Origin of the sequence: Mycobacterium sp. shizuoka-1, assembly GCF_002723835.1 — a bacterium.
Taxonomy (GTDB): domain Bacteria; phylum Actinomycetota; class Actinomycetes; order Mycobacteriales; family Mycobacteriaceae; genus Mycobacterium.
The window spans coordinates 1-24,548 of sequence record NZ_BEWG01000013.1; the positions used below are offsets into that span (position 1 = coordinate 1).

A 24,548-nucleotide genomic window follows, 5' to 3' on the forward strand; every position below is an offset into this window, starting at 1 on the left:
CCCCGCCGACGCAGCCCCACACCGACCCTCCCAGTGGCGCACCAGCGCAAGCCAGGACCGGATTCCAACCGCACCATGCACTCTGGGGCGCAGCGGCGCTCGCAATGCTCGCAGCCTTCGTTCTGGGCTTCGGCTGGCTCCTGGTTGCCGCAGGGTTGGCAGCGGCCGGTTGGTACACCAGGTCGAAGGGACTGACCTGGCCGCCCGATGTCGAGGAGCTGCTCGCCGCGCGGGGGCTCGCGCAACCGACGCCACCCCAAACGCCGCAGTTCGGTCAGTCCGCCGTAGCGAGTGCGAGTGCACCCGTGCAGTTCATTACGTTCCGCCAGATGACGGTGTCCGAACTGTTCAGCAGCGCTTTCAAGATCGTGGGGCGCAACTGGCCCACACTGATCGGTGGCCCCGTGGTGATCCTGGTGACGTTCATCGCCGGCATCGTCGCGGTCGTACTCGCCGTCACCCAGATGCTCTCCGGTGCGGCCTCGTCGATGTTCTCGGACACACTGACCGGTGCCTCGCCCGGGCTCGGCGGTCTGGTCACCGGTTTCATGGTGATCACGTTCGTCATCATGGGCTTGATCTACGCGCTTGCGCTTCCCGCCGATGCACTGTTGATCGCGCTGACCGTGCGGGCCACGGACAAGGCGGTCCGCGGCGAACGGGTGCGCGTCGGGCAGTTGTTCGGCCTCGCCCGCGGCCAGATGTTCGCAGTGTGCCGACTGACGTTGTTCTACTACACCGTGTTCGGCATCCTGCCCGACGTCATCTTCGCCAGCGCGGTCTACGCGCTGTTCTTCAACGCCGGCGTCTTCTCGATCGGTGCGATGTACGCCGTCCTACTGGCCATTTTCGTCGGCACCTTCGCGCTGAGCCTGCTGGTGAGTCTTGCCCCGATCATTCTCGTCCTCGAGAAACGGGGGGTGATGGACTCGCTCAAGCGGTCCGTGCAACTGGCCAAGCCCGTCTTCGGCCGGCTGCTGTTGATTCACTTCCTCTGGGCGGTGTGTGTCACACCGGTGCTGATGGTGCCGACATTCATCGTCGGGTTTGTCACCGGCTTCGTCGGCCAAATCCTGTTCATGTGCCTCGCCCTCGGTGTCCTGATCGCCTGCTTCCGGACCCTGCAGGTGCTGATCTACACCGATCTACGGATTCGCCAAGAGGGTTACGACCGTGAGCTTCTCGCGGACTGGACCCGCAATGCTGTCGCCTGAGCCGACACCCGTGACGGGCGCGGAACGCTCTCGGTGAGGTTCAACCCGCCGCCCTTGTGGCCGGTGTCGGCCGGATTCTCGCCGACGCCGGACTGGCAACCAGACCCGGCGTGGCCGCCGGCGCCGCCGGGATGGACATTCTGGGTGGACGGGGTCGGCACCGAATCGGGCGAACCGCCGAAGCCCCCGCGGGGGCTGTCACGCCGGGCGCTGGGCGCGCTCGTCGCGGCGCCAATCACGCTGGGCATCATCACATTCGTCGTCATCGGCTCCCTTTCTCGCCCACCCACCATCGCCGGGCCGAACGTGGCGCCGTTCACCACCGACATGGGACCGCCGGCCGGAAGCAAGGTGGGGGTCGTCCCGGACTGGCCGATGCCCGGTTCCAATCAGGTCGACTTCTCGTCGTGGGCGCGCTTCGGTGCGATCGACGCCCGGTTCACCGACGGCGGCCGGTCCGTGATGCTCGACACTCACGACACCACCGACACCTGGCAGACGAAATGGTCGGGGTTGATCCAACAGGGGCCGGCCGTGTGTTCGTTCCGGCTCACCGGCAGCGTGCGCGACGTGTCGCACACCGCCGGTGTGCCAGGCGGGTTCGGCATCGGGCTGGCCGATCTCGGACCGGGCGATCCGAAACAGGCCGAATTGACCGGCAGCGCTGTCCAATTCGACTTTGGACAAGGCGGCTATCGCATGGCGATCTATCCCCGCGACGACGACAACGGACTGATCCCCGCCGAGCTCGACAGTCGCTGGCATACCGTCGAAATCACCGTCGACCCGCAGTCGAGCTCCTTGGCGGTCGACGGTCGACAGGTCGCCACCACCACCGGCCCCGCGCGGTGTGGTCACCCGGTCGTCCGCGTGTGGGCGGGGGCCGCGGAGTTCGCCGACTTCCAGTTCGGCACCTAGCTTCCACATGAGTTCCGCGATGGCGGAGTTACTGCCGTTGCAGGCGTGCAAACTGGTGCGCGCTCAGCTGTCGGCCGAACGTGCTAAAGCGCTTTTTCGCTGTCGGCCGAACGTCTCATTCAACGCGCAACGCCTTTACTGAAATGAATGCATTGCGTAATTTTCACGTTATTGATTAGCTCCGACAGCAAATGGAGGTAGCGATGTCGCGACATCACCGCTCATTTGCACACGTTCACCAACGCCAGCCGCGAAAGCACTGTCAGACAAGACCTTAACGGCGCACCGACCCGGTCTCGCCATCGGGTCCGCTCCCGCACCAGCCTCCAACGGCGGTGCGATCACCTCGAGAGTCTCAATTGGTCGACGCTGTCGACATTCATCCCCGTAGGACGTTGTGCGAAATTCATCGCGACAATGAAAGGAAGCCAAGAATGAGCCAAATCTCTGCACTGGTGGCGGCGGGCGCATTCGCGGCGGGCGCCATCACCGCCTGCGCGATCGCGACGGCCGCACCGGCGTCCGCGGGCTGCAACAGCGTGTCGGTGAGCTTCTTCGGCGGAGGTAAACGATGCGACGGCCCCGTCGACCCAGTCGGCAATTTCACCCGATGCGACAGCGGCTACGGCATGGGCTTCGGTGGTTCACGTTGCTATGTCGTCAATCTCGGTGATTCCGGGCAGGCACCGCACATCCCCTGACCTGGTTCCGCCCCTGGTCAGAGTTCGTCGACACTGATGATGCCGTCCTGGACGGCCCTGGCCACCAACGCGGCCTTGGTCGGCGCCGGCCGGCCGACAGCGGCGTACTTCACCCTCACTCGGTGCAGATAGGTCTTCACTGATCCGGGTGAGATGAACAGCTGATGGGCAACCAGATCCTTGCTCTCCGTTTGGAACCAGGCGAGCAGCACCTCCTGCTCCCGACCGGTCAGGTTGGGCCGGCCATGCCGACGGTCGTTGTTGATGGCACTGGCCATCCGCGGACCCACATAGGGAACGTCGGTCGCCGCGGCGCGGATCGCCTCGAGAAGGTGGTCTCGGCCCTCCGCCTTGGCGATGTAGGACATGGCACCGACGTCAAGGGTCCGCAGAATGGCCTCGTCGCTCTCCAGATGCGAGAAAACGATCACCCGGTGGCCCGCGTTCACGATCCGCTCAACTGAGGTGAAGTCCGGCCGGCGACTGCGTAATTCAAGATCCAGTACCACGACATCCGGCGTGAGGGCGGCCGTCATGAAGTCGGCCACCCCGGTGAAACCGTCCACCGCACATGACGGCGGTTGCGCCTGTTGACACCAGACCTGCACGGCCACATGGATGGCATCGTGGTCGTCGATGACGGCCACGTGGACCGGCTGCGCCGGATCAGCCGGCGAGTGCATGGCTGTCCGCTCCTTCGAGCGACGACATGCGCCGGACGAGCAGCCACACCATCTCGTCAGTGGCGACGGTGTCGATGTTCACCAGTGGATCGCCCGAAAGGTCTGGCAGCCAGGTCAATCCCGGGCACACCACACTTACCAGAACGTCCTGAATCGAACAGCTGATCACGATCCGGGCCGACTCGCTGGTGTGCGCGATCAGCTGGGCGACCGGCCGCAGCAGAGCATCGATCTCGGCAGGGGGCAGCTCTGGTATCTCGCCCGCCAGATCGACCGTCACGCCGACATGGCGCGTCTCTGCCTCATCGACCAAGCGCCGCACCGCCTGCATGAACGGATGCTCGAACGTCGCGGCCTGGTCGAAGAGGGCCCGCATCTTTCGCGCCTGCACCCGTGCGCGGGCCTGCAAGTGCTCATCGACCACAGCGCCCTCAGCCAGCGCCTGCAGCAGTGGCACGACGTTGTCGACCAGCTGGGCGTAGCGGCGCTGATATTCGGCACGCAGCGCGCGTTCCACCAACTCGCGCAGCGCGATACGTTTATGGGCATTGACCTCGACCTGCGCGGCGGCTGCCGCGTCTCGCATCAACCCGTTGAACACCAAAGCAAACAGCTGGACACCTAGGATGCTGGCGCTGCCCAGGCCGATGTTGACCAGGGTGGCGGCCGTGGGATAGCTGGCGAACTGCACGACCGCGCCAGCCGCCCAGTAGCCGATCAAGATGATCGCACCGCGCCTGGTAGACAGCTCCAGCAGCAGCGGCAACAGGCACCAGCCGATCGCACCCTGTGCCCAGTGTGCGTATCCGCCGAGCCTTTCAGGATCCAAGAGCAGCGGTTGGATGACGGTGACAGCCAGCAACGCGAAGCCGGCCAGCCAGGCCGGCCGGTCACGACGACCGCGGATGGCAGGCACGGCGGTCAACGCGCTCCCGGCCGCGACGACACCCAACGTGACGTTCAACAGATGGTGGCCGACGCCCATCGCGGCGTGTGGAACGGAGAAGGCCAGGTTCGCCAGAGCATAAGCGATCAACGCGAGCCCATACCTGGCCCGAGCCCGTTCGATGAACCTGTCGGGGTCGGCAGGCAGCATCACCGTGGGATCGGAAGATGCTCGCGCCCATGATAGTTCGGTCACCGTCCCGTCACCCGGTGCAGAGGTGATCACCGCGGCGCCACCCGCCCGACTCATCCGCTTGATGATCGAGTGAGTCACCCCTCGACCGGTGCGCGGGCTCAGTGGGTCGAAGCCGATACCGTCGTCGGCGATCACTACGGTGTGTTCGGTCACCGTGACGACCACTTCGCTGGCCTCGGCGTGACGGTCGACATTGGTCATGGTTTCGCGGGAGGCCGCGATCACCGCCTTGGCGTTCTCTCCGTCGAGCCACAGGCATGCACGCCCCTCGAAGCGCACCGGAGTACTCATGTGAGCCGCACAGTCGCGCAGAGCGGCGACCAGTTCCAGTCGTGGCGGCGGTGCCTGCCAGGGACTTTCCGCCAACAGAGTCAGATCGCGGCAGGCCTGGGCCGTCAGCCGGTCCGTCGGCAATCGTCCGCCCTGACCGATGATCAGCAGAGTTGAGGCCGCAGTGTCGTGCAGCAATGCCAGTTGCTCGCGTTCGTAGTCTCGGACAGCGTCGCCGACATGCTGGTTCAGTTCGGCGGCGGCCCGAGCGGCGCGTGTGCGGTCGACGGTGGTGGCGATCCGCAGCAAGGTGAAGCGCACCAGCGCAGCGGTAATCCACTGCAAAGCAAAGTAATAGAGTGCGGTGACGGGTGCCAGATGCGACCACCCGAGGATCTGTGCGCTGCCCCATGCGTACAGCGCCGCAATGCCCATCGTCATCGGCAGGCTGACGGTCGGTGCGACTGACACGGCGAAGCTGACCACGGCGGTGCCGGCGATCGCCTGGGGCGCAGTGTTGGAGCTGTAGAAGTGCGGACCGCTGACCAACACCGGAATCGCCACACACACGGCCAAGACCAACAGGTAGTCGATTGCCAGAAAGACGGGGCGCCGCGACTGGGACAACACGCGATACAGCGACCACGCGAATACGACACCCATCAGCCACTCACCGCGCGGTTGGGCCTGCGATCCGGGATCGGCCAACACCACCAGCGCGACGGTGAGATTGACACAGTTGCGCATCAGGAGGCCGACCCGAGCCGCCGGCGCCAGCATATGGCGCAGCGACGCGCTCAGATCGTCGGCAGGAGAGCTCACCGAATCGGCCGACATGACGCCACCCCCGACAGATGAGCGGTCCGGATCCATCGCCGCCTCAACGTCGTGCGGCTGATTGCGCGTCCGCTCGCCAATCGCGTCGCGACGAAGCTTGTGGTAGACCGGTGTTGGTCATCGCTCACCGCGCTCGAGGATCTGACTCATGGAGCGGATGCTAAGCGGGGGTCGGTGAGCGTCGGTATCGTCCGTTCGGTCGACGCTGCAGCGTCGACGTGGTTCGATGCAGCTTCGTCACTCCCGGACGATCGCCAGACCTTCCTGAACGAGCGTGGCGGTCAGTACCTTCTCGGCATCGTAGAGGTTCAGGGTCACCAGTCCGCGTCCGCGCGCAGCGGCCGGTGAGCGCGATTCCAGCAGATTCCACTCCCCCACCCGGATGGGGCGGTGGAACCAGATCGACGAGTCGGTGGTGGCGGTACGGTGGCTGCGGTCGGTCATCGAATGTCCGTGCACGGCCAGCACCGGATCGATGCCATAGAGGTCGGTGACGTAGACCGCCGCACAGTGCGCCAGCCAGGGCTCCCCAGCCAGCGGCACCGTGACCCGCCACCACAGTCGGCGCACGAACTCCCCGGTACTCCAGTCATCGTCGGTGCGGATGTCGATCTCGTCGAGCGGCAGCGACGGCGCAGGACCGATCGGGCCGGTGGCAGGCAGGTCCGCAGGATCGCGCGGCACTGTGGCGTGTGCAGCATGCTCGGGGCCCGTCGCCGCCACCGAGAACGACACGGTCGCGGTGGTCAACAGCCGCCCCTCCTGGCGGGCCAGCACCCGACGCGAGACCGCGGTGCGGCCGTCGTAGACGCGATCGACCTCGTAGTGCACCGGCGCACCGGCATCCCCACCGCGCAGGAACTGCACGTGCAGACTGGTCGGTGTCGCACCGTTGTCCACGGTGCGACAGGCCGCCGCCATGGCCTGTGCGGCGAGATGGCCACCGTAGGCACGTTTGTCCGGCGGCCCGCTCGCCTCACCCACAAATGCCCCGGAGGGGTCCGGCGCGACGTCGAGCAGCCGAGCCAGCACGCTCATAGCTGCCCGGATCCCGTTGACACAGTGCCGGATTCGACCAGAAGCGCAATCTCCTGCGCTGACAGCCCCAGCTCGGCCAGCACGGCGGCGGTGTCGTCACCGAGCGCAGGTGCGGGCTGGGCGGCGATGTGCTCACCGTCGACCGACATCGGCAGCCCCGGCGCGAGGTAGCTGCCGATCCGGGGCTGCGTCAACAGAGTGAACAGCGGGTTCTTGGTGACCCTGGCGTCGGCGGCGACTTCGGCGAAGTCCAGGTAACGGTCCCACAGCACGGAGGTCTGCGAGAGGGCGGCGCTCACCTCGTCGGCAGTGTGGCCGGCGAACCACGGCGCGAACAGCCCGGTCAGCACCGCGCGGTGCTGGTAGCGCTGGCCCTCGTCGGCAAAGTCGGCGCCCAGGGCTTCGGCAACCGCGGCAACGGCTTTCGTCGTGCCGGTCATCGCGGCGAGGTCCCGGAAGTGCCGATTGGTCAGGGCTACGAGCATGAATGTGGCGCCGTCGCTGGTGGTGTAGTCCTGGCCGTACTGGCCGTAGATGGCGTTGCCCAGGCGCGGCCGTTGGGTGCCGTTGACCATGGGCTCGGTGAGGAAGCCGAGGTTGGCGGCGGTGGCCAGCGCGACATCGTCGAGCGGTAGCCGAATGCGGCTGCCCTCGCCGCCGGCGTCGCGGCGACGCAGCGCCACCAGAATCGCCAGCGCGGCGTACAGGCCGCAGCTGACATCCCAGGCCGGCAGCACGTGGTTGACCGGACCGCTTTGCGAGGGCGACCCGGTGACCAGTGGAAAACCGGTGGCTGCGTTGACGGTGTAGTCGACTCCGGTCGACCCGTCACCGCGACCGACCACCTCCAGGTGGATCAGGTCGGGGCGCGCAGCTCTGAGTTCCTCATAGGAATGCCATTGCCGCCCAGCGACATTGGTGATCAGAATGCCGGCCTGCGCGATAAGCCGGGTGACCAGCCGCTGGCCCTCCTCCGAGCGCATGTCGGCCGCCACAGATCGTTTGCTCTTGTTGAGCCCGGCCCAGTAGATGCTCTCGCCCGCCTCGGTCAGTGGCCAGCGCTGGTAGTCGGCCGCGCCACCGACCGGGTCGACGCGGATGACCTCGGCGCCCAGCTGGGCCAGCGTCATCCCGGCCAGCGGCACGGCCACGAAACTGGAGATCTCGACGATCCGGACACCGGCCAACGGCAGGTCAGGCGAAGCAGTCACCCGACGAGTATGGCGGGTGCCCGATTCACCAGACCGCGACGGGGACACCCAGGCAGAACAGCATCAGGGCCAGCAGGAACCACCCGGCTGCCTGCCAGATGGGCCAGACGCCCTCGGCCCGCCAGATCCGGTAGGTCTGCACGAACGCACCGATCCCGCCGGCGAACAGGATCGCCGGCACCAGGATCCCGGCGATCCGCGAGTGCCAGAGCAGGGCCGCCGCAAAGGCCAGCCCGGCCACCACGACGACGGACACCACGTAGGTCACCGCCGCACGAAAGGCCGCCGGATCGTGCCAGCGCTTCTCGACATCGTCGCGGTCCATGATCACCTCCGTTCCCACCCTAGGGCGGGCCAAACACCCGGGGAGGCGGTTGGCCGCGCCGGCCGCGGGGTAGTCGGCGGGGCATGACGAACCCTACCGGCGATACGAGCGAAGAGGACGTCCACGAGGACCCGAAGGTCGCCTCGTCACGGGCCGGCAAGAACGGTGACGACGGCACCTACGTCGGCGCGACCGGCCCCGACGACGCGATCGACGCCGGGGAGACCGGCGCGGAGGCCCGCACCGAGCGCGGAGGTCGATGAGAGGATCGGCCCCATGCGTCTGCTGCTGCTGGCCGACACGCACCTTCCCAAACGCGCGCGGGACCTGCCGGTGCAGGTGTGGGAGGAGGTCCATCGAGCCGACGTGGTGCTGCACGCCGGTGACTGGGTCTCCGAAGGACTGCTCGACGAACTCACCGCGCGGGCAACCCGCCTGGTCGGCTGCTGGGGCAACAACGACGGCCCTGAGCTGAGGGCCCGGCTGCCCGAGTGTGCCGATGTCACTCTGGATGGCCTGCGCTTCACGGTCGTGCACGAGACGGGCGCGGCATCCGGACGGGAAGCGCGGATGGCGCAGCGCTATCCCGGCACCGACGTGCTGGTGTTCGGCCACAGCCACATCCCGTGGGACACCACCGCGCGCACCGGGTTACGCCTGCTCAACCCGGGCTCGCCGACCGACCGTCGCCGCCAGCCGTTCTGCACGTACATGACCGCCCTGACCCGGCCCGGCGTTCTGGTCGACGTCCGCCAACATCGCATCGAGAAGACTTAGCTCTGAAACAGAGCTAATCTGGCAAGGTGGATCTGCGCACCGACCTCGTCGCCGAGTTGTTCGGCACCGTCGGCCGGTTCCGTCGCACGGTCCGCCGTGCGGCAGGCGCCTCCTTCGTCACCTCGGGGCTGACCGAATCGCAGGCCGAGCTGCTGCGCCTCGTTGCCCGGCAGCCGGGCATCTCGGTCAGCGCGGCCGCCACCGAACTGGGGCTGGCGGCCAATACCGCCTCCACCCTGGTCTCCAAACTGTCGGCCCAGGGCCTGGTGGTACGCACGCCGGACCCGGACGACCGCCGGGTAGGCCGGCTCGACCTCACCGAACCGGCGCAGCGAATTGCCGACGAGTCCCGGGCCGCGCGCCGTGCCGCGCTGGCCGAGGCGCTCGGCGAACTGGACGACGAGCAGACCGAGGCCTTGGCCGCCGGCATGCGGGTGCTGGCCGAGGTGACCGCCCGACTCCGGGAGAAGCGACCGTGACCACGCCCGCCATCGATTGTCAGAACCTGACCCACCGCTACGGCGACTTCACCGCCGTCGACGACCTGACGTTGCAGGTCCAGACCGGTGAAACCCTGGGCCTGCTGGGACCCAACGGGGCGGGCAAGACCACCGTGGTGCGGCTGCTGACGACGTTGACCCCCATCCAGCGCGGCCAGGTGCGGATCTTCGGGCTCGACGCCCGACACGACACCATGGACATCAGATACAACCTCGGCTATGTGCCCCAACAGCTTTCGATCGAGCCTGCCCTGACCGGGCGGCAGAATGTGGAATGGTTCGCCCGGCTCTACGACGTGCCGCGCTCGGCGCGCAGGCAACGAGTCAGCGAGGCGCTGGAGGCGATGCAGCTGCTCGAGGTCGCCGACCGATTGGCCGGCACCTATTCCGGCGGCATGGTGCGCCGTCTGGAACTGGCGCAGGCGCTGGTCAACCAGCCGTCGCTGCTGATCCTCGACGAGCCCACCGTGGGCCTGGATCCCATTGCCCGCGACAGTGTGTGGTCGCAGGTAGCCGGTATGCAACAGCAGTTCGGCATGACCGTCCTGCTGACCACGCATTACATGGAAGAGGCCGACGTGTTGTGCGACCGGGTCGCGCTGATGCACCACGGCCGGCTTCGGGCGGTGGGGACCCCGGCCGAACTGAAGACGAGAGTCGGCCCCGAGGCGAGCTTGGAGGACGTCTTCCGGCACTACGCCGGATCCGGGCTGGACGACACCGCCGACCACAGCGGGCTCGGCGGAATCCGGGCCGGCCGGAAAGCGGCCCGCGATGTCGGTTGAGTCGCCCACCCCGCCCCGGCTGCTGCGGGCACCGCGCGGCTGGCGCCGGCTGCCCAGCCTGGCCAGCCGGATGCAGACCTTCGGCTGGGTCGAGTTACAGAAGTTGCGTCATGACCGCACCGAGCTCTTCACCCGCATGGTGCAGCCCGCTCTGTGGTTGTTGATCTTCGGGACGACCTTCAACAGGCTGCACGTGATCGACACCGGCTCCGTGCCGTACCTGGCGTTTCTGGCGCCGGGCATCATCGCCCAGTCGGCGCTGTTCATCTCGATCTTCTACGGCATCCAGATCGTCTGGGATCGCGACGCCGGCATCCTCGCCAAACTGATGGTCACCCCCGCCCCCGCGTCGGCGTTGGTGACCGGCAAGGCGTTCGCCGCCGGAGTGCGGTCGGTGGCCCAGGTGGTCGGTGTGCTGGTGCTGGCGTATGTCATGGGGATCCACATGACGCACAATCCGTTACGCATCCTGGCCGCGATGGGTGTGGTGATGCTCGGGTCGGCGTTCTTCGCCTGCCTGTCGATGGCGCTGGCCGGGATGGTGCGCAACCGGGACCGCCTGATGGGCATCGGTCAGGCCATCACTATGCCGCTGTTCTTCGCCTCCAATGCGCTGTATCCGGTGGCGGTGATGCCGGACTGGCTGCGCTGGCTGTCCCGGGTCAATCCGCTGAGCTACGAGGTCGATTCGCTGCGCCTGCTGCTGGTCGGGATCCCGTCGGCGCATCCGTGGCTGGATCTGGGTGTGCTGGTTGTGGCGGCCGTGGCCGGTATCGCGGCGGCGTCGGCGCTGTTGCGACGGCTCGTGCGCTGACCTCGTCACCGAAGGTCACTTCAGGTGCGCCCGCGGTGTTCGACGGGGCGGGATCTTTGCAGCCGCCTCGAGCGTTGACCCCATATGTCGATACCGCCATATGAGCCGCCGAAGTCTCCCGGATCGCCGAATCCCGGCAACTTGCTGCTGTGCCCGAAGTGTTCGGGAGTGATGCGCACCTACGAACGCAATGGCGTTCACCTCGAACAATGCGACAGCTGCCGCGGTATCTTCCTGGACTTCGGTGAGCTGGAGGCCCTGACTCAACTGGAGAACCGCTTCAGCGCGGCGCCTCCTCCCCCGCAACCGGGCTACGGACCGAGCCACGGTTATGGTCCCGCCTGGGGCAGCCATGGTGGCCACCGCTACCGCAAGGGTGGGTTCGGCCGACTGTTCTTTTCCAGCTAACCGGCACTCATGCGTTCGCAGGCGGCCAGCAGCTCGACCTGCGTCTCATCGGGTGCCTGGTGTGCCCCCGTCGCCGCTGCCTGCACCACGGCCGCGCGCGCCAGCGGCTCCAGAGCGGGCCAGGGATCGCCCGAAACCGGCACGGCGGGCCCACCCGCGGCGCGGTAGCCGGCCAGCAACGACCCCCAGTCACCGTCGGGGATGAGCCCCGCCGCCCAGAACCCCGCAGGACGGGCCAGGTCCCAGGCCGGATCACCAACGCCGAGGTCGTCGACGTCGATCAACCGCCACCGGCCGTCGGCCGAGCGGCCCAGCTGACCAAGGTGGAAGTCGCCGTGCACCAGCGTGCGTGGCCTGACGGGGGACCCGGCGTGCCAGGCCCGGTCGGACAGCGAGGCGGCCGCGCGGCGGATCACGGCGGGGGCGTCGACCGGAAGACGGTGCACCGCCCGCAGAATTCTCGCCGCACCGCCGTGCGGGAGATCTTCCCGATACGAAGCCAGGTGTAGCAGTGCGAGCAGCTCGCCGGCCTGAGCCCAGGGCACGTCCGCGGGCCGTTTCGGCACGGTGTCGACCCGCGGCCATCGCGTGCACCACCGACGACCTTCCTGGTCATCGACGGCCTGCGGCTCGACGCTCAGCGGCGCCAGGAGAGCGCCGTCAGCACCGCCCAGACGCGCGGCTATGTGCAATCGGACGGCCAGGTCGACCGGGTCGGTGCCGACCCGGTGCACCTTGATGACCACGGCGCCGTCGATGCCGATGTCCGCCCCCGAGCTGGTCCGCACCGTCAGTCCTGCAGCCGGCGACTGAGCCCGCTGGCGCGTGCGGCCCGGCGCGCGACCGCGGACCGGAGCTGCTCGGCCGAACCCACCACCCGCACCTTGGTCCGGGCGCGGGTGACCGCGGTGTACAGCAGTTCGCGGGACAACAGCCGCGAATCGGTCGGCGGCAGCAGCACCGTGACCTCCCCGACCTGACTGCCCTGGCTCTTGTGAATGGTCATCGCGTGCATGGTCTCGATGTCGGCCAGCCGGCTGGTCGCAAACTCCGCCTGCCCGTCCGCGCCGGCCATCACCGCGCGCAGCACGCCGCCGCGCATCACCGTGACACCGACATCGCCGTTGTAGAGCCGCAGCCCGTAGTCGTTGGCGGTGACCAATACCGGCCGGCCCGCGTACCACGAGGTCCACAGCGGGGTATCGGTTTCCTCGGCAAGCCACCGCTCGACCTGGCGGTTCCAGTGGGCCACGCCATGCGGACCGCGGCGATGCGCGCACAACAGCCGATGGGACTCCAGCGCGGCCAGCGCAGCGGGGCCATTGCCAAGCACCGCGGCCTCGCGCAGCCGGAGAGCATGCGGCACAAGCACATCGCGCAGCGCAGCCGCCGGGTCCTCGGTGTTCACCCACTCGATGTGGTCGCCACCGGCGGTGAGCACGTCGAGGGCGCGGTTGGCATCGCCGACCCGGATCGCCAGCGCGAGTGCGCCGATCGACGCCCCGAACCGGTGCGGCGTGATCAGCCTGGCCACCGGGGTGTCTCCCCGCGCGCTCAACCCGTCCACCAGATCCGCCAGTACCGCGCCGGCCTCCACCGACGCCAGCTGGTCGGGGTCACCGACCAGAAGCAGTCGTGACTCGGGGCGGACGGCCTCGACCAGCCGGGCCATCATCGTCAGCGACACCATCGATGTCTCGTCCACCACGATGACGTCGTGCGGCAGCCGGTTGGCCCGGTGATGGCGGAACCGCGCCGACGTCCTGGGCAGTGGCCCCAGCAGCCGGTGCACGGTCGTGGCGCGCAATCCCGCCAGCCGCTCCCGATCCCGCGGTGCCAGCTGGTCGACCTCGAACTGGACGGCCTCCTGCAACCGGGCGGCGGCCTTGCCGGTGGGCGCGGCCAGCGCGATCCGCGGCCGGGGCGTGCCCTCCAACTCGGCCTGTTCGGCCATCAGCGCCAGCAGCCGGGCGACGGTGGTGGTCTTGCCGGTTCCCGGTCCGCCGGTCAACACCGTCAGCCCTTGGGACAACGCCACTTCGGCCGCCCGGCGCTGCTCGTCGTATCCCGCGGGAAAGAGCCGGGTGATGTCGGGCGACGCGCGGTGCGGACGGGTGGCCGTCAGTGCCAGCACATCGGTGGCGACCTGGCGCTCCTCGAGCCAGTACCGATCGAAATACAGCAGATCGTCTTCGAGGTGCAGGACCGGGGGCGAACCGAGCAGCGGGCTGGCGGCCACGGCGGCCAGCCACTCCTGCGGTGCCGGCCAGGGCAGGCCGTCGATCTCGACCTGCTCGGGCACCGACGTCAGCGCCACGCACACCGACCCGCCCCGGACCGCACGCACCACGAACGCGATCGCCAGGGCCACGAGCTCGTCGGTCTCGCCGCCCAGCGCGGTGAGCCGTTGTGCGACAAGCACATCGGCGGCCTCGATCGCGCCGGCGTCGTTGAAGACCCGTAAGACGCCGGTCGCCCCGGCGGCGCGGCGCCAGTCCGCGGTGTCGGTCATCTCGGTGGTCATACCGCCACCCGCCGACCGTCGAGCAGCTCCGACACCGCGACCACCAGGGCTGCCGGCGGACGCCAGCTGAACACTCCGGCGGGATGTCCGTCGGAGCTCGGGGTGTCCGGACCGCACATGCCGCGCACGAACAGATACAGCACGCCGCCCAGGTGGCGCTCCGGGTCGTAGCCGGGTTGGCGCCAGCGCAGGAACCGATGCAGCACAACGCTGTACAGCAACGCCTGCAGCGGATAATCCGAGTGCAACATCGCCTCGGCCATTCTGGCCCGGCCGTAGTCGGCGGCAGACAAGGGCCGATCGCCCTCGCCGAGCCAGTTGGTCTTGTAGTCGACCACCAGGTAGCGGTGTCCGTTCGCGTCATCGGGAATCCGCAGCACCACGTCAACCGATCCGGACAGATACCCGCGCAACGGCTGGCTGCCCAGGCCGGCATCGGTCAATCGGTCGGCGTACGGCGCCAACGAGTCGTCGGACGGCAGTAGTTCGCCCAGCAACCGGCCGAGCTCGGCCAGCCGGATCTCCGGACCGCCCGCCGGGCGATCACCCCCGGCCAGTGGAAACTCGAAATCCATCTCACACAGTCGGTCACCCAGCGGAATCTGGCGCAGTGTAAGCCCGTCCGCGAGCGGACCCAGCGAGGTGTCGTGCATCGGCACCAGCGCGGCGGCCAGCTCCGGCGCCGGCACGTCGACCGGCCACCACACGCAGTGGCGCTCGATCTGGGCCCGTAACTCGTCGGCCAAGTCGGCCGCCGACGGGTCGGCCGTCTCCAGGACGGCGTGCACCAGACTGCCGAACGCGGCGCCGGTCGGCAGATCCGCCATCGGAGACGGCAGGTCCGGCCCGGCCGGCGGCGCGGTGACCGCGACGTCGGTGACTTCGTCGTCGAGCGCAACCACCTCGGGCTCACTGCTCACACCCGTGGTCTCCGCGGCCCGGATCAGCCCCGAATAGGACGTGCGCCGCCAGGTGGTGTCGATGCTGCGGTGGAAGTGTCTGGCGGCGAGGTCTTGTCGGTGCTCGGGGATGGTCAGCTCGGTCGCCGGCGCGATGATCGACTCTTCGAGCACCGGTCCGCCCGCGGTCTCCCACGCGCGCAGCAGTGCCATCGCGTCGGCGTCGTCGATCCGTTCCGGGTCACAGCGGTCGGGAACCGCCGTCTGGCCCGGACGACGGCCGCGCAGCAGCCGAGACAGCCCGCCGTTGGGTTCGTCCCACGACGGCGCCCACCACGCCACCACCTGCGACTGGGCTCGGGTCATCGCAACATAGGTCAGGCGCGTCTCCTCTCCGGCGGCTTCGTGCCGACCGAGGGTCTGCGCGGTGACCAGCTCGGCGCTCTGGTCCCCCCCGACATGCAGGCAGCGCCGATCCTCGATGTGGAAGCGCACCAGATCCTCGCTGCGGACATGGCGATTGAAGGTGAAAGGCAGGTAGACGATCGGGAACTGCAGGCCCTTGCTCACCCACACCGTCATGATCTCCACCGCGGCCGCATCGCTGTCCAGGCGGCGGTTGCGCTCCGGGGCGCCGCCACGCTCCTCCCGCGCGGTCCGCAACCAGTCGCGTAATGCGGTCAGGCTGAGCCGTTCCCGATGGGTCACCTCATGCAGCAGTTGGGTCACGTGGGCGAGGTCGGTCATGTTGCGTTCCCCACCGGCCCAGGACAGCACCCGCCGGCCCATCCCCGCCAGCTGAGCGGCCTCGAAAACCGCTGCCACACCGGCCGCACGGGCGTGATCGGCCCACTGTCGCAGGGTTTCGGCGATCCGATCGGTCAACTCGTCACCGCCGTCGGCAAGGTCTTGCGCCGTCTTCCCGAAGAACATCGTGGTGGCCGCCGCACGCACCAGACCGGGGCGGTGCAGTTGGTCGAAGGCCTCCAGCAGGCTCAGCCAGTCGTCGGCAGCCTGGGATTTCAGCACGTCGGTGTCGCCGGTGTAGACGGCCGGGACGCCGGCGCTGACCAGCGCGTCGAAGCAGGCTCGGGCGTCGGCGTGGCTCTCGGTGATGACCGCGATCTGGTGGGCCGCAAGCGTAGCGCCGTCGAAGGTGGCGCCGGACGCCAACAGCCCCGCGATATCGGCGGCCAGGTCGGCGGCGATGTGCCGGCGCAGTGCGTCCATCCGGATGGTCCGGGTGCCGCGCTGCCCGAACGATTCTCGGCTGACCACGCGCAGCCGGAACGGATCGTTGTGCGGCGCACCCGCCAACCGGTGGCCCCGATGGTGGGCGTTGACGTCGAGGACCTTGATGTCCGGGTTACCGAGTTCGGCACCTCCCAGCACCACCTGCAGCCGATCCACCAGCGCGGAGTCGCTGCGCCAGTTGACGCCCAAGGTGTGGCGCCGGCCGGCGGTCTTGGCGGCGTGCAGGTAGGTGAAGATGTCCCCGCCGCGGAACGCATAGATCGCCTGCTTGGGATCGCCGATCAGGATCAGCGTGGAGTTCCCGCCGAAGGCCCGCTCGATCACCTGCCACTGCACCGGGTCGGTGTCCTGGAACTCGTCGACCATCACCACCGCCCAGCGTTGATGCATGCGGGCGGCCGCCGGCGCGTCGGGATCGGCCAGGGCCTCGGCCAACCGGCTGAGCAGATCGTCATAGCTCAGGATGCCGCGCCTGCGTTTACGCCGATCCAGCTCGGCCAGAACGTCGTTGGCGAATCCGACCCGCACCGCGGGCTGCGAACCCGGCGGTGGATCCAGTGGACGCAGCTCGGTGCCGGGGTTGGCGACGACTTCGCGGGCCAGTTTCAGCGCCTCACCCCGGGTGATCGGCGGGCGCTCCCGCTCCTGCCCGAAATGCCGCAGGTAGAGGTCATCGACGATCTCGGTCACCACATCGTCCAGACTCTCGGCCAGCGTGACGTGACTGTCGGTATCGCCCGCCACGCCAAGAGATTTGAGGACCAGATGACAGAACTGGTGAGTGGTCGCGATGGTCGCGGCGTCAAAGCCGGCAAGCGCGTCGCGCAGCCGGCGCCGGCGGTCGAGCAACTCATCCTCGGCGCCGACCGTCAGTGCGGCCAACAGGTCGTTGCCCGCGGTCAGCCCCGGATCGTCGAACGCGCGCAGCGCCTCCTGCAGGGCGTTACGCACCCGCTCCCGCAACTCCTGGGTGGCCGCCCGGCTGAACGTGATCAGCAACATCTGGTCCAGGCGGGCCCGGCCTTCGGCGACGTAGCGGGTCACCAGGCCGGCGAGGGTGAACGTCTTCCCCGTGCCGGCACTGGCCTCCAGAACCGTGGTCGACCGCTCGACCGGAAGCGGACCCAGCAGATCGAACTCGTGCATCAGGCACCGTCCTCGGCCCGCAGCAGCGGCGCCCACAGCCGTGCCGCATAGGCGCCGAGCCGGGTGGTCTCGCCCGCGGCTTCCTCGCCGGGTCGCACCGGGACGAGCAATGGGTCCAGGTCCGGCTCGCGGCCCCACACCCGTTCGATTGCCCGGTCGTCACGCTCGTAGCGCCATTTCGACCAGGCTTCGTTGCGGGGATCCTGTCCGCTGACCCGCGCCACCGCCCAGGCATGAGATGTCTTGATCGGCAGGGGAATCGGCTCGCGGCGTCCGGCGTCGTAGATCGCGGTCAGGTCGCGGAGCAGCCCGACGGGGTCGTCCTGTGGCGCCCCCAGTAGCCGTTGCGCGACACCGGTCCGGCGGCGCTGCCTGCCGATGCACACCGCCGACCACTGCCCGGGTAGCGCGGCGGCCAGTGCCAGCATCGGGATCCAGGCACGCAGCAGATGCGCGGCGTCGAGCTTGGAGAACGTCACCTCCAGCAGGCACCTGTCGAAGACCTCGGGGACGGTGCCGGTGAGGCGACGGCCGCCACCCAGGTCGACGTCGATGTCATAGGCCTGCGGTGTACCGGTGCGGCGGGCCAGCGCCGCTCTGGCCAGTTCGGCTGCCTGGTCCCGTAATTCGCCCGCGGTACGCCAGCCCAGTCGCCCCGGTGGCAACGAGCCCCGGCGCCATTCCGCTTGCCCGGCCCGTTCGGGGTCCATGCCGGCGAGCATGTCGGTGAGCAGGCGCTGGCCCACCGTCCACTGTGCGAGGTTGTCGATCTCGACCGGCATGGCGTCCTCGACACCCTCGACCTCCCACGGCAGCGTGACGTCGAGTGCGGTGAAGAAGCCCTTGACGGGGTTGGCGAAGAACCTGAGCAGATCGGTCAGCGTGACATCGTCGGGAGCCGGAGGCGGCAGCGGCCGGGCCAGCAGGTCGGGTTGCTCGGGGCGCTGTCCGCCGGTGATCGAGGCGGTGGCGAGCACGCTCGCGTCGAACGTGAACGGTTCGCCGGGCACGCCCAGCGCGCCGGGGGTGACGTTGCGAACGTCGAAGGGCTGCAACGGGTGGCGCACCAGAATGTGCTCACGGACCGGGGCCGCGGTGGTCCGATCCAGGGCATCGAGCAACTCGGCCAGCAGGACGGCCGGTGGACGCGGCCGGCCGGAGTACTCGTTGGCGCCGGTATAGGTGATGACCAGCTTGTCGCCGGCGGCGCAGATCGCGTCCAGCAGCAGCTGGCGGTCCTCGGATCGGATGTCGCGCTCGCCGGTCATCGGATCGCGGGCCAGTGCGTCGTCACCGTCGACCACGCCGATGCGGGGGAACACCGTGTCGTCCAGGCCGACCAGGCACACCACCCGGTGCGGGACGGAGCGCATCGGCACCATGGTGCATACCGTCAGCGTTCCGGTGCGGAAGTTGGCCCGGGTCGGCCGGCCGGACAGGTGCCGACCGAGCAGCGCGGCAATGTCCGGCAGCCGCAGCCTGACGTCGGCACGCGCGCCGGCCGAGGCCAACACGTCACCGAACTCGCGCTGCAGCTGGCTGGTCTGCCAGGCGTCGTCACCGTCGACCAGCGTCAGCGCCCCGACACCGTCGGCCAACACGGTCAGCCACTGGTTCAGCGGGCGGACTCCGCCGAGCGATTCGACGGTTGTCTGCAGGCGCGCCACGTATTCGGCGAGCCGCCCCGCCAGCTCCACGCTGTTGCTGCCGACATCGTCGAGGGGCAGGGTGACGCCGAGCCAGTCGTTCGAGTCGTCCGACATGGCCACTCCGGCCAGCACCCGGTCGATCCCGAAGCGCCAGGTGTTCTGGATGAACGGGATCCCGAACGGCGCGCGGTGCTCCTGGTCGAACCCCCACCGGATGTTGGCCTGCTGCACCCAGCGGGTGATGGTTTCCAGATCGTCGTCGGTGAATCCGAAACGCGCCCGCACCGGGTCGAGGTGGGCGAAGTCGAGAACTTCGGTGGCGGTGACCCGACTGGCCGCCAGGGCCATCAGTTTGGCCGCCACCCCGAGCAGTGGGTTGGTCTGGATCAGGGCACGATCGGCCAACCGCACCCGCAGTTGGTGGGCGGGGTGCGCTCCGGGCACGACGTCGCCGAGCCCGAAATCCGCGACGATCAGCGGAGCGTAGGTGTCGATGTCGGGGCACATGACCAGGATGTCGCGCGGTTCCAGCGTGCGGTCCTCGGCCAGCAGACCGAGCAGCACCTCGCGCAGCACGTCGACCTGGCGGGCCGGTCCGTGACAACTGTGCACCTGCACCGAACGGTCCGCCGGACTGTGTGAACGCCCCTGCGGCCGAACGGTGTTGGCCGCGATGTCGGATTGCAGCCAGCCCAGCAGCGTGTCCGGCCGCCGGCCATCGCCGAGAAATTCGTCGCCGGCAACCGCGGCCGGCAGGCTGCGTTGAAGTTCGCGGACATCCCGGCCGAGGGTGGCCAGCAGCGGATGCGTCGCCAGCCGATGGCTGGTGTCCTCGCGGCGGGAGATCGCACCGTGGAGGTCGCCCAGCGCCGTCCACAGCGCGGCACTGGGATGCGGCAACCACAGGTGCACCTCATGGTGCTCAGCCAGCGCGCCGATGAGCTCGATATCGGTGCCGGGCAGCCGGGTATGCCCGAACAGCGACATTCTGGCCGGTAAGTCGGTGGCCGATTCATACAGTCGTGCAACAGTTTTCGCGTGTCGGATGTGCGGTGGCTCGACGGCCACTCGCTCGACCAGTGCACGCCACAGGGGCGGCTGCCAGCCGAGGTCGGCGTCCAGGCCCGCCACGTCGCCGGCCAGCCAGCCGGCCAGCAGCTGCGGACGTTGGCGAGCGTAGGAGGCGAACAATCCCGCCAGCCGGCGGGCCACCGCGTAGCGTCTGCCCTGCCGAAGCTCCTTCTCCTCACCGACCGCGAAGTGACCGAGGTGGGTGGCCAGCGTGCGGCCCCATGGTTCGTCGAGGCTGGCGTCGATGACCTCGAGGAGCGGCCACGCCATCGCGTCCGCCGACCACGGGTCGTCGTCATCCGTGCCGGCGATTTCGGCGATCAGCGAGGCCGGCGACCGGAACGAGACACCCGCGCACACTCCGCCACCGCCCTCGGCGCCACCCAGGACGTGCGAGAGCCGCTGGCTGAGCCAACGCTCGACGCCGCGGGCCGGCACTACGACGAGCTCGGTGGCGAACGGATCGGATTGCGGGATGGCCAGCAGCGCGCCGAGGCCGTCGGCGAGCAGGTCGGTTCGCTCGGCGCGGTGCAGGTGCAATGCCATCGGCAATACCGTAGCCGCGCCGGCGGACATCGATGCCGCAACCTGCGGCCGGCTTCGGTGTCCACCGGCTGGACGCCCCGAGCCGCTTTGTCCAGCCGTTGGGCAGCAACCATTCGAATGTTGCGATAGCAAAAGAACTTTCGATAATTCTTTGGCGAAAACGCGTGACTATCGCGCGGCGGTCAGCAAAGCTGTGTCCTCACGTGGAGGAAGGACCCAGCAATGACCAGTGCTGCCCGCCGGATCAAGAATGCGGCCATCGAGACCGACGATCGGGAGATGCGCGGAGGCCGGCGACACCGGCGCCGAACCCCCTACTCATGGCTCGGGGCCGGGGCCGTCGGCCTGGGCGTCGGCGCGGCCCTGGCCACCGGTGCGGGATTGGCACAGGCCGAGACCGGATCCGGCACGCCAGGTGGGCCCGCCGATGCCGGGGCCGGAACCGCGTCGCCGGGCGCCCAGTCCGGCCGGCAGTCGACCGCCAAGGCGGGGCCTGCCCGCGCCGCCGCTGCCGGCAAGGCACCGTCCCGGTCCACCCGTGCGCTAACACCCAAACCGTCCAGACGCGCCTCGCCCGGCAACGTGGTGACACGGGATGCCGGTGCCGACCGCGCCGGCAACGTCGACGTCAGCAGCAATGGTCAGACCGCCTCGGCAACCCCTGGCGGCAATCCCTCCCACGACTCGGCAGACCCGCCCTCGGCCGCGCCGTCGGTGGTCGAGAGCGCGGCGCGGACACCGGCTCCCGGGTTCGCCCCGCCGAGCCTGCTGCAGATCCCGGCGTCACTGCCCACGCCCGCGCAGGTGCTGCGGACGCTGGGACTGCGTCCGCTCTCCCTTCCTGCACCGATCGGCAATCCGGTCGCGGATCTGCTCTGGGGTCTCTACCGGCGGACCCAGTCGCTGCTGGCGGTGCCGCAGGCCAAAGCGGCCGCGCTGGGTACGACCACGGCGGCCACACCAACGGTCACCTACGCCGTGGCCAGCGATTGGGGTTCGGGTCATACCGCGAACCTGACCGTGACCGCGGGCAGCACCGCCCTCAAAGGCTGGACCGTCGAGTTCGATTCGACTGCCCAGATCACCAACATCTGGAACGGCCAGATCACCAGCCACGTCGGCACCCACTACGTGATCACCAACGCCTCCTACAACGGCACCGTCGCCGCGGGCGCGAGCACCACCTTCGGCTATCAAGCCACCCCCGGCGCCCTCGGCGCTGCACCGACCAACCTCAAGGTCAACGGCGTCGCCGTCAGCACCCCACCCACCACCCCCAGCCTGTCCATCGCCGACACCACCGTCGCCGAAGGAAACTCCGGCACCACCAACGCCACCTTCACCGTCACCCTGTCCAAACCGGCCACCACACCCGTCACCGTCAGCTATACCACCGCCAACGGAACCGCCACCGCCGGCGCCGACTACACCAGCGCCACAGGCACATTGACCTTCAATCCCGGCGTCACCTCCCAAACCGTCACCGTCAAAGTCACCGGCGACGCCAACATCGAACCGAACGAAACCTTCACCGTCGCCCTGTCCAACCCCTCCGGTGCCACCCTCACCCGCGCCACCGCCACCGCCACCATCACCAACGACGACGTCGCCACCACACCGGGAATCAGCATCTCCGACGGATCGGCGACCGAGCCCGGCTCGGCGGGCATGGCAGCGGGCTTTCTGCACACCTCGGGCAACCAGATCGTCGACTCGCAGGGCAAGTCGGTGCAGATCTCAGGTGTCAACTGGTTCGGCGCGGAGGGTTCCAACGGTGTGCCCGACGGCCTGTGGACCCGCAACTACAAGGACATGATCGATCAGATGGCGGCCCAGGGGTTCAACACCATTCGCCTCCCCTACTCCAGTGAGATGCTGCACAGCACCGCCGCACCGTCGGGGATCAACTACAACCTGAATCCCGATCTGCAAGGGCTCACCCGCCTGCAGGTGCTCGACCAGATCATCGCCTATGCCGGGCAGGACGGGATGCGGGTGATCCTCGACCACCACCGCAGCACCGCCGGTGCGGGGACCAGTGAGAACGGCCTCTGGTACAACAGCCAGTACACCGAAGACCAGTGGGTCTCCGACTGGCAGATGCTGGCCACCCGCTACAAGAACAACCCGACGGTGATCGGTGTCGATCTGCACAACGAGCCGTACAACGGAACCTGGGGCGGCGGCGGGGCCAATGACTGGGCCCGCGCGGCGGAGCGAGCCGGAAACGCAGTGCTGCAGGTGAATCCGGATCTGCTGGTCTTCGTCGAAGGCGTGGGCACCTACCAGGGCAAGAGTTATTGGTGGGGCGGCAACCTGATGGGGGTCAAGGATCGCCCGATCGTGCTCAACGTGGCCAATCGGGTGGTCTACTCCCCGCACGATTATCCCAACTCGGTCTACGCCCAACCGTGGTTCCAGACAGCCAATTTCGGCGCCAATCTGCCCAACGTGTTCCGGCAGGCCTGGGGCTACATCTACGAGAACAACATCGCGCCGGTCTATCTCGGCGAGTTCGGCACCAAGCTGCAGGACCCCAAGGACGCCGTGTGGTTCGAGGCGCTCACGTCCTACCTGTCGGGCGACTTCGACAACAACGGCACGATCGACATCCCGGCCGGTACCGAGGACATGAGCTGGACCTATTGGTCCTGGAATCCGAATTCCAGTGACACCGGCGGCATTCTGGCCGATGACTGGCGGACCATCAACCAGAACAAGATGGTGTACCTCAAGCCCATCGAGTACACCGGCGGCAGCGGCACCTCGCTGGCCTCGTTCGTGGTCACCCTGGGCGCCCCGGCCACGCAGACGGTGTCGGTGCAGTACGCGACCTCGAACGGCACCGCCACGGCCGGCCTCGACTACATCTCCGTGACGGGTACCGTCACCTTTGCCCCGGGAGAGACCCAGAAGATCATCACGGTTCCGGTGAAAAGTGATGCCCTGGCGGAGAGCACCGAGACCTTCACCGTGATGTTGTCGAATCCGTCGGGCGCCACGCTCACCGACGCGATGGGCACCGGATCCATTCTCGACCGCCCGGCCGGCACAACCACCGGCGGTGGTACGACGACCCCGCCCACCGATCCGGGCATGCCCGGCGCCGGCAGCGGCGAGTACGCCGACATCATGACGTTCGGCATGTTCCACGGGAGTTCGCACACCGGCATGGACGCATTGGAAGGGGGCCGCACCGCAATCACGACCGAAGCGCTGGTCGCCTACAACAACCAGCGCGCGTTCGCCGGGCTGGCGCCCGTCACCCTCACCGACGTCGGCACGTGGGCGTTCGCCAACAAGCTGACCAACAATGAGCAGCCGTGGAACAACGACCTGCAGGGCGTCGGGCTCTACTACGCGATGCAGGGCGCCAAAGTGGGATGGATGGCCGACGACACGTTCGACCCGCAGGTCGTCGCGGACATCGAGCGCACAGCTCGTCTCGGCTCAGCAGCCGACGTCATGGCGATGGTGGCGAAGTACGGCCATCCCGGGTTCGCCCAGTACCTGATCAGCACCGGTGGCGAGACGGCCTTCATCAACACCCTGAAGATGGAACCGCACTACGGCGGCTGGATGCACGACCGGGCCAACGGCCGGCTCGTCCTGGAGGGTTCGGCCACCGCCCACGACGTGAACCACCTGACCGTCCTCAGCCACGATCAGCGCCAGCCGTTCATGAACGACACCTGGGACTGGCCGCAATGGCCGGCGCTCGACGTCACGCACAAGCGGGTCATCGAATACTTCCAGAGCATGATCGCGCTCGGAGATCCGCTGGGCAACAACCTGACCGCGCTCGACGGCTCGATGTCGATGGCGATGTGAGCTCGA

19 protein-coding genes are annotated in these 24,548 nt (G+C 68.4%); 10 read left to right on the top strand and 9 right to left on the bottom strand.

What is annotated here, in order from left to right:
- Window positions 1-329 precede the first annotated feature (329 nt).
- The 3 genes from MSZK_RS03080 (at window position 330) to MSZK_RS03090 (ending at window position 2,833) form a co-directional block, all read left to right on the top strand.
- Window positions 330-1,214, top strand: coding sequence for a hypothetical protein (locus MSZK_RS03080; RefSeq protein ID WP_142389847.1), 885 nt, complete (start codon window positions 330-332; stop codon window positions 1,212-1,214).
- A 33-nt stretch (window positions 1,215-1,247) separates the two neighbouring features.
- Entirely contained in the window at window positions 1,248-2,132 is an 885-nt protein-coding gene (locus tag MSZK_RS03085; RefSeq protein WP_099244730.1) for a hypothetical protein, read from the top strand.
- Between the two features lie 434 nt (window positions 2,133-2,566).
- The gene (locus tag MSZK_RS03090) at window positions 2,567-2,833 is read left to right on the top strand and encodes a hypothetical protein (RefSeq protein WP_099244732.1); all 267 of its coding nucleotides are present in this window, start codon (window positions 2,567-2,569) and stop codon (window positions 2,831-2,833) included.
- A 17-nt stretch (window positions 2,834-2,850) separates the two neighbouring features.
- Here the strand turns inward: MSZK_RS03090 and MSZK_RS03095 are convergent, their stop codons facing one another.
- The 5 genes from MSZK_RS03095 to MSZK_RS03115 all read right to left on the bottom strand — a co-directional run bounded on the left by MSZK_RS03095 (window position 2,851) and on the right by MSZK_RS03115 (window position 8,338).
- Complete coding sequence (locus MSZK_RS03095; protein WP_099244734.1) at window positions 2,851-3,516, bottom strand: response regulator; 666 nt, start codon at window positions 3,514-3,516, stop codon at window positions 2,851-2,853.
- Window positions 3,500-5,764 carry an ATP-binding protein gene (locus MSZK_RS03100; protein WP_099244736.1) on the bottom strand — a complete coding sequence of 755 codons (2,265 nt, stop codon included), beginning with the start codon at window positions 5,762-5,764 and terminating at the stop codon, window positions 3,500-3,502. Before MSZK_RS03100 ends, MSZK_RS03095 begins: the two co-directional genes overlap by 17 nt.
- A gap of 237 nt (window positions 5,765-6,001) precedes the next feature.
- Window positions 6,002-6,802, bottom strand: a complete 801-nt coding sequence (locus tag MSZK_RS03105) for an acyl-CoA thioesterase II (RefSeq protein ID WP_099244738.1) — start codon at window positions 6,800-6,802, stop codon at window positions 6,002-6,004.
- Window positions 6,799-8,013: a CoA transferase gene (locus MSZK_RS03110; protein WP_099244740.1), complete on the bottom strand. Its 1,215-nt coding sequence runs from the start codon at window positions 8,011-8,013 to the stop codon at window positions 6,799-6,801. The genes MSZK_RS03105 and MSZK_RS03110 overlap by 4 nt, the downstream gene beginning before the upstream one ends.
- Window positions 8,014-8,038: 25 nt before the next feature.
- The gene (locus MSZK_RS03115; RefSeq protein ID WP_199203170.1) at window positions 8,039-8,338 is read right to left on the bottom strand and encodes a hypothetical protein; all 300 of its coding nucleotides are present in this window, start codon (window positions 8,336-8,338) and stop codon (window positions 8,039-8,041) included.
- An 83-nt stretch (window positions 8,339-8,421) separates the two neighbouring features.
- Here MSZK_RS03115 and MSZK_RS03120 point away from each other — a divergent pair, with 83 nt between their 5' ends.
- From MSZK_RS03120 to MSZK_RS03145, 6 genes are all read left to right on the top strand, one after another.
- Window positions 8,422-8,601 carry a hypothetical protein gene (locus tag MSZK_RS03120; protein WP_099244742.1) on the top strand — a complete coding sequence of 60 codons (180 nt, stop codon included), beginning with the start codon at window positions 8,422-8,424 and terminating at the stop codon, window positions 8,599-8,601.
- A 13-nt stretch (window positions 8,602-8,614) separates the two neighbouring features.
- Entirely contained in the window at window positions 8,615-9,115 is a 501-nt protein-coding gene (locus tag MSZK_RS03125) for a metallophosphoesterase (RefSeq protein ID WP_099244744.1), read from the top strand.
- Window positions 9,116-9,141: 26 nt separating this feature from the next.
- Window positions 9,142-9,594 (top strand): MarR family winged helix-turn-helix transcriptional regulator, encoded by a 453-nt coding sequence (locus MSZK_RS03130; protein WP_099244746.1) that lies wholly within the window; start codon window positions 9,142-9,144, stop codon window positions 9,592-9,594.
- Window positions 9,591-10,400, top strand: a complete 810-nt coding sequence (locus tag MSZK_RS03135; protein WP_099244749.1) for an ATP-binding cassette domain-containing protein — start codon at window positions 9,591-9,593, stop codon at window positions 10,398-10,400. The genes MSZK_RS03130 and MSZK_RS03135 overlap by 4 nt, the downstream gene beginning before the upstream one ends.
- Complete coding sequence (locus MSZK_RS03140; protein ID WP_099244751.1) at window positions 10,390-11,214, top strand: ABC transporter permease; 825 nt, start codon at window positions 10,390-10,392, stop codon at window positions 11,212-11,214. Before MSZK_RS03135 ends, MSZK_RS03140 begins: the two co-directional genes overlap by 11 nt.
- A gap of 84 nt (window positions 11,215-11,298) precedes the next feature.
- Complete coding sequence (locus MSZK_RS03145) at window positions 11,299-11,622, top strand: zf-TFIIB domain-containing protein (protein WP_099244753.1); 324 nt, start codon at window positions 11,299-11,301, stop codon at window positions 11,620-11,622.
- Here the strand turns inward: MSZK_RS03145 and MSZK_RS03150 are convergent.
- The 4 genes from MSZK_RS03150 to recC are packed head-to-tail and all read right to left on the bottom strand — an operon-like array spanning window position 11,619 to window position 20,711.
- The gene (locus tag MSZK_RS03150) at window positions 11,619-12,410 is read right to left on the bottom strand and encodes a phosphotransferase (protein WP_099244755.1); all 792 of its coding nucleotides are present in this window, start codon (window positions 12,408-12,410) and stop codon (window positions 11,619-11,621) included. The genes MSZK_RS03145 and MSZK_RS03150 overlap by 4 nt on opposite strands.
- Before the next feature lie 2 nt (window positions 12,411-12,412).
- A complete protein-coding gene (gene recD / locus MSZK_RS03155; protein WP_099244757.1) occupies window positions 12,413-14,146 on the bottom strand; it encodes an exodeoxyribonuclease V subunit alpha in 1,734 nt (577 codons plus the stop codon).
- Window positions 14,143-17,445 (bottom strand): exodeoxyribonuclease V subunit beta, encoded by a 3,303-nt coding sequence (gene recB, locus MSZK_RS03160; RefSeq protein ID WP_099244940.1) that lies wholly within the window; start codon window positions 17,443-17,445, stop codon window positions 14,143-14,145. Before recB ends, recD begins: the two co-directional genes overlap by 4 nt.
- Complete coding sequence (recC, locus tag MSZK_RS03165; protein ID WP_099244759.1) at window positions 17,445-20,711, bottom strand: exodeoxyribonuclease V subunit gamma; 3,267 nt, start codon at window positions 20,709-20,711, stop codon at window positions 17,445-17,447. Before recC ends, recB begins: the two co-directional genes overlap by 1 nt.
- Window positions 20,712-20,933: 222 nt before the next feature.
- Between recC and MSZK_RS03170 the strand changes: the two genes are divergently transcribed.
- Complete coding sequence (locus MSZK_RS03170) at window positions 20,934-24,542, top strand: cellulase family glycosylhydrolase (protein WP_142389848.1); 3,609 nt, start codon at window positions 20,934-20,936, stop codon at window positions 24,540-24,542.
- Window positions 24,543-24,548: the final 6 nt, after the last annotated feature.

Coding starts and splice junctions, on each gene's coding strand:
- MSZK_RS03080 (WP_142389847.1), top strand. CDS start 330: ATGACGGTGTCCGAACTGTTCAGCAGCGCTTTCAAGATCGTGGGGCGC.
- MSZK_RS03090 (WP_099244732.1), top strand. CDS start 2,567: ATGAGCCAAATCTCTGCACTGGTGGCGGCGGGCGCATTCGCGGCGGGC.
- MSZK_RS03095 (WP_099244734.1), bottom strand. CDS start 3,516: ATGCACTCGCCGGCTGATCCGGCGCAGCCGGTCCACGTGGCCGTCATC.
- MSZK_RS03100 (WP_099244736.1), bottom strand. CDS start 5,764: ATGTCGGCCGATTCGGTGAGCTCTCCTGCCGACGATCTGAGCGCGTCG.
- MSZK_RS03105 (WP_099244738.1), bottom strand. CDS start 6,802: ATGAGCGTGCTGGCTCGGCTGCTCGACGTCGCGCCGGACCCCTCCGGG.
- MSZK_RS03115 (WP_199203170.1), bottom strand. CDS start 8,338: ATGGACCGCGACGATGTCGAGAAGCGCTGGCACGATCCGGCGGCCTTT.
- MSZK_RS03120 (WP_099244742.1), top strand. CDS start 8,422: ATGACGAACCCTACCGGCGATACGAGCGAAGAGGACGTCCACGAGGAC.
- MSZK_RS03125 (WP_099244744.1), top strand. CDS start 8,615: ATGCGTCTGCTGCTGCTGGCCGACACGCACCTTCCCAAACGCGCGCGG.
- MSZK_RS03140 (WP_099244751.1), top strand. CDS start 10,390: ATGTCGGTTGAGTCGCCCACCCCGCCCCGGCTGCTGCGGGCACCGCGC.
- MSZK_RS03145 (WP_099244753.1), top strand. CDS start 11,299: ATGTCGATACCGCCATATGAGCCGCCGAAGTCTCCCGGATCGCCGAAT.
- recD (WP_099244757.1), bottom strand. CDS start 14,146: ATGACCACCGAGATGACCGACACCGCGGACTGGCGCCGCGCCGCCGGG.
- recB (WP_099244940.1), bottom strand. CDS start 17,445: ATGCACGAGTTCGATCTGCTGGGTCCGCTTCCGGTCGAGCGGTCGACC.
- recC (WP_099244759.1), bottom strand. CDS start 20,711: ATGGCATTGCACCTGCACCGCGCCGAGCGAACCGACCTGCTCGCCGAC.
- MSZK_RS03170 (WP_142389848.1), top strand. CDS start 20,934: ATGACCAGTGCTGCCCGCCGGATCAAGAATGCGGCCATCGAGACCGAC.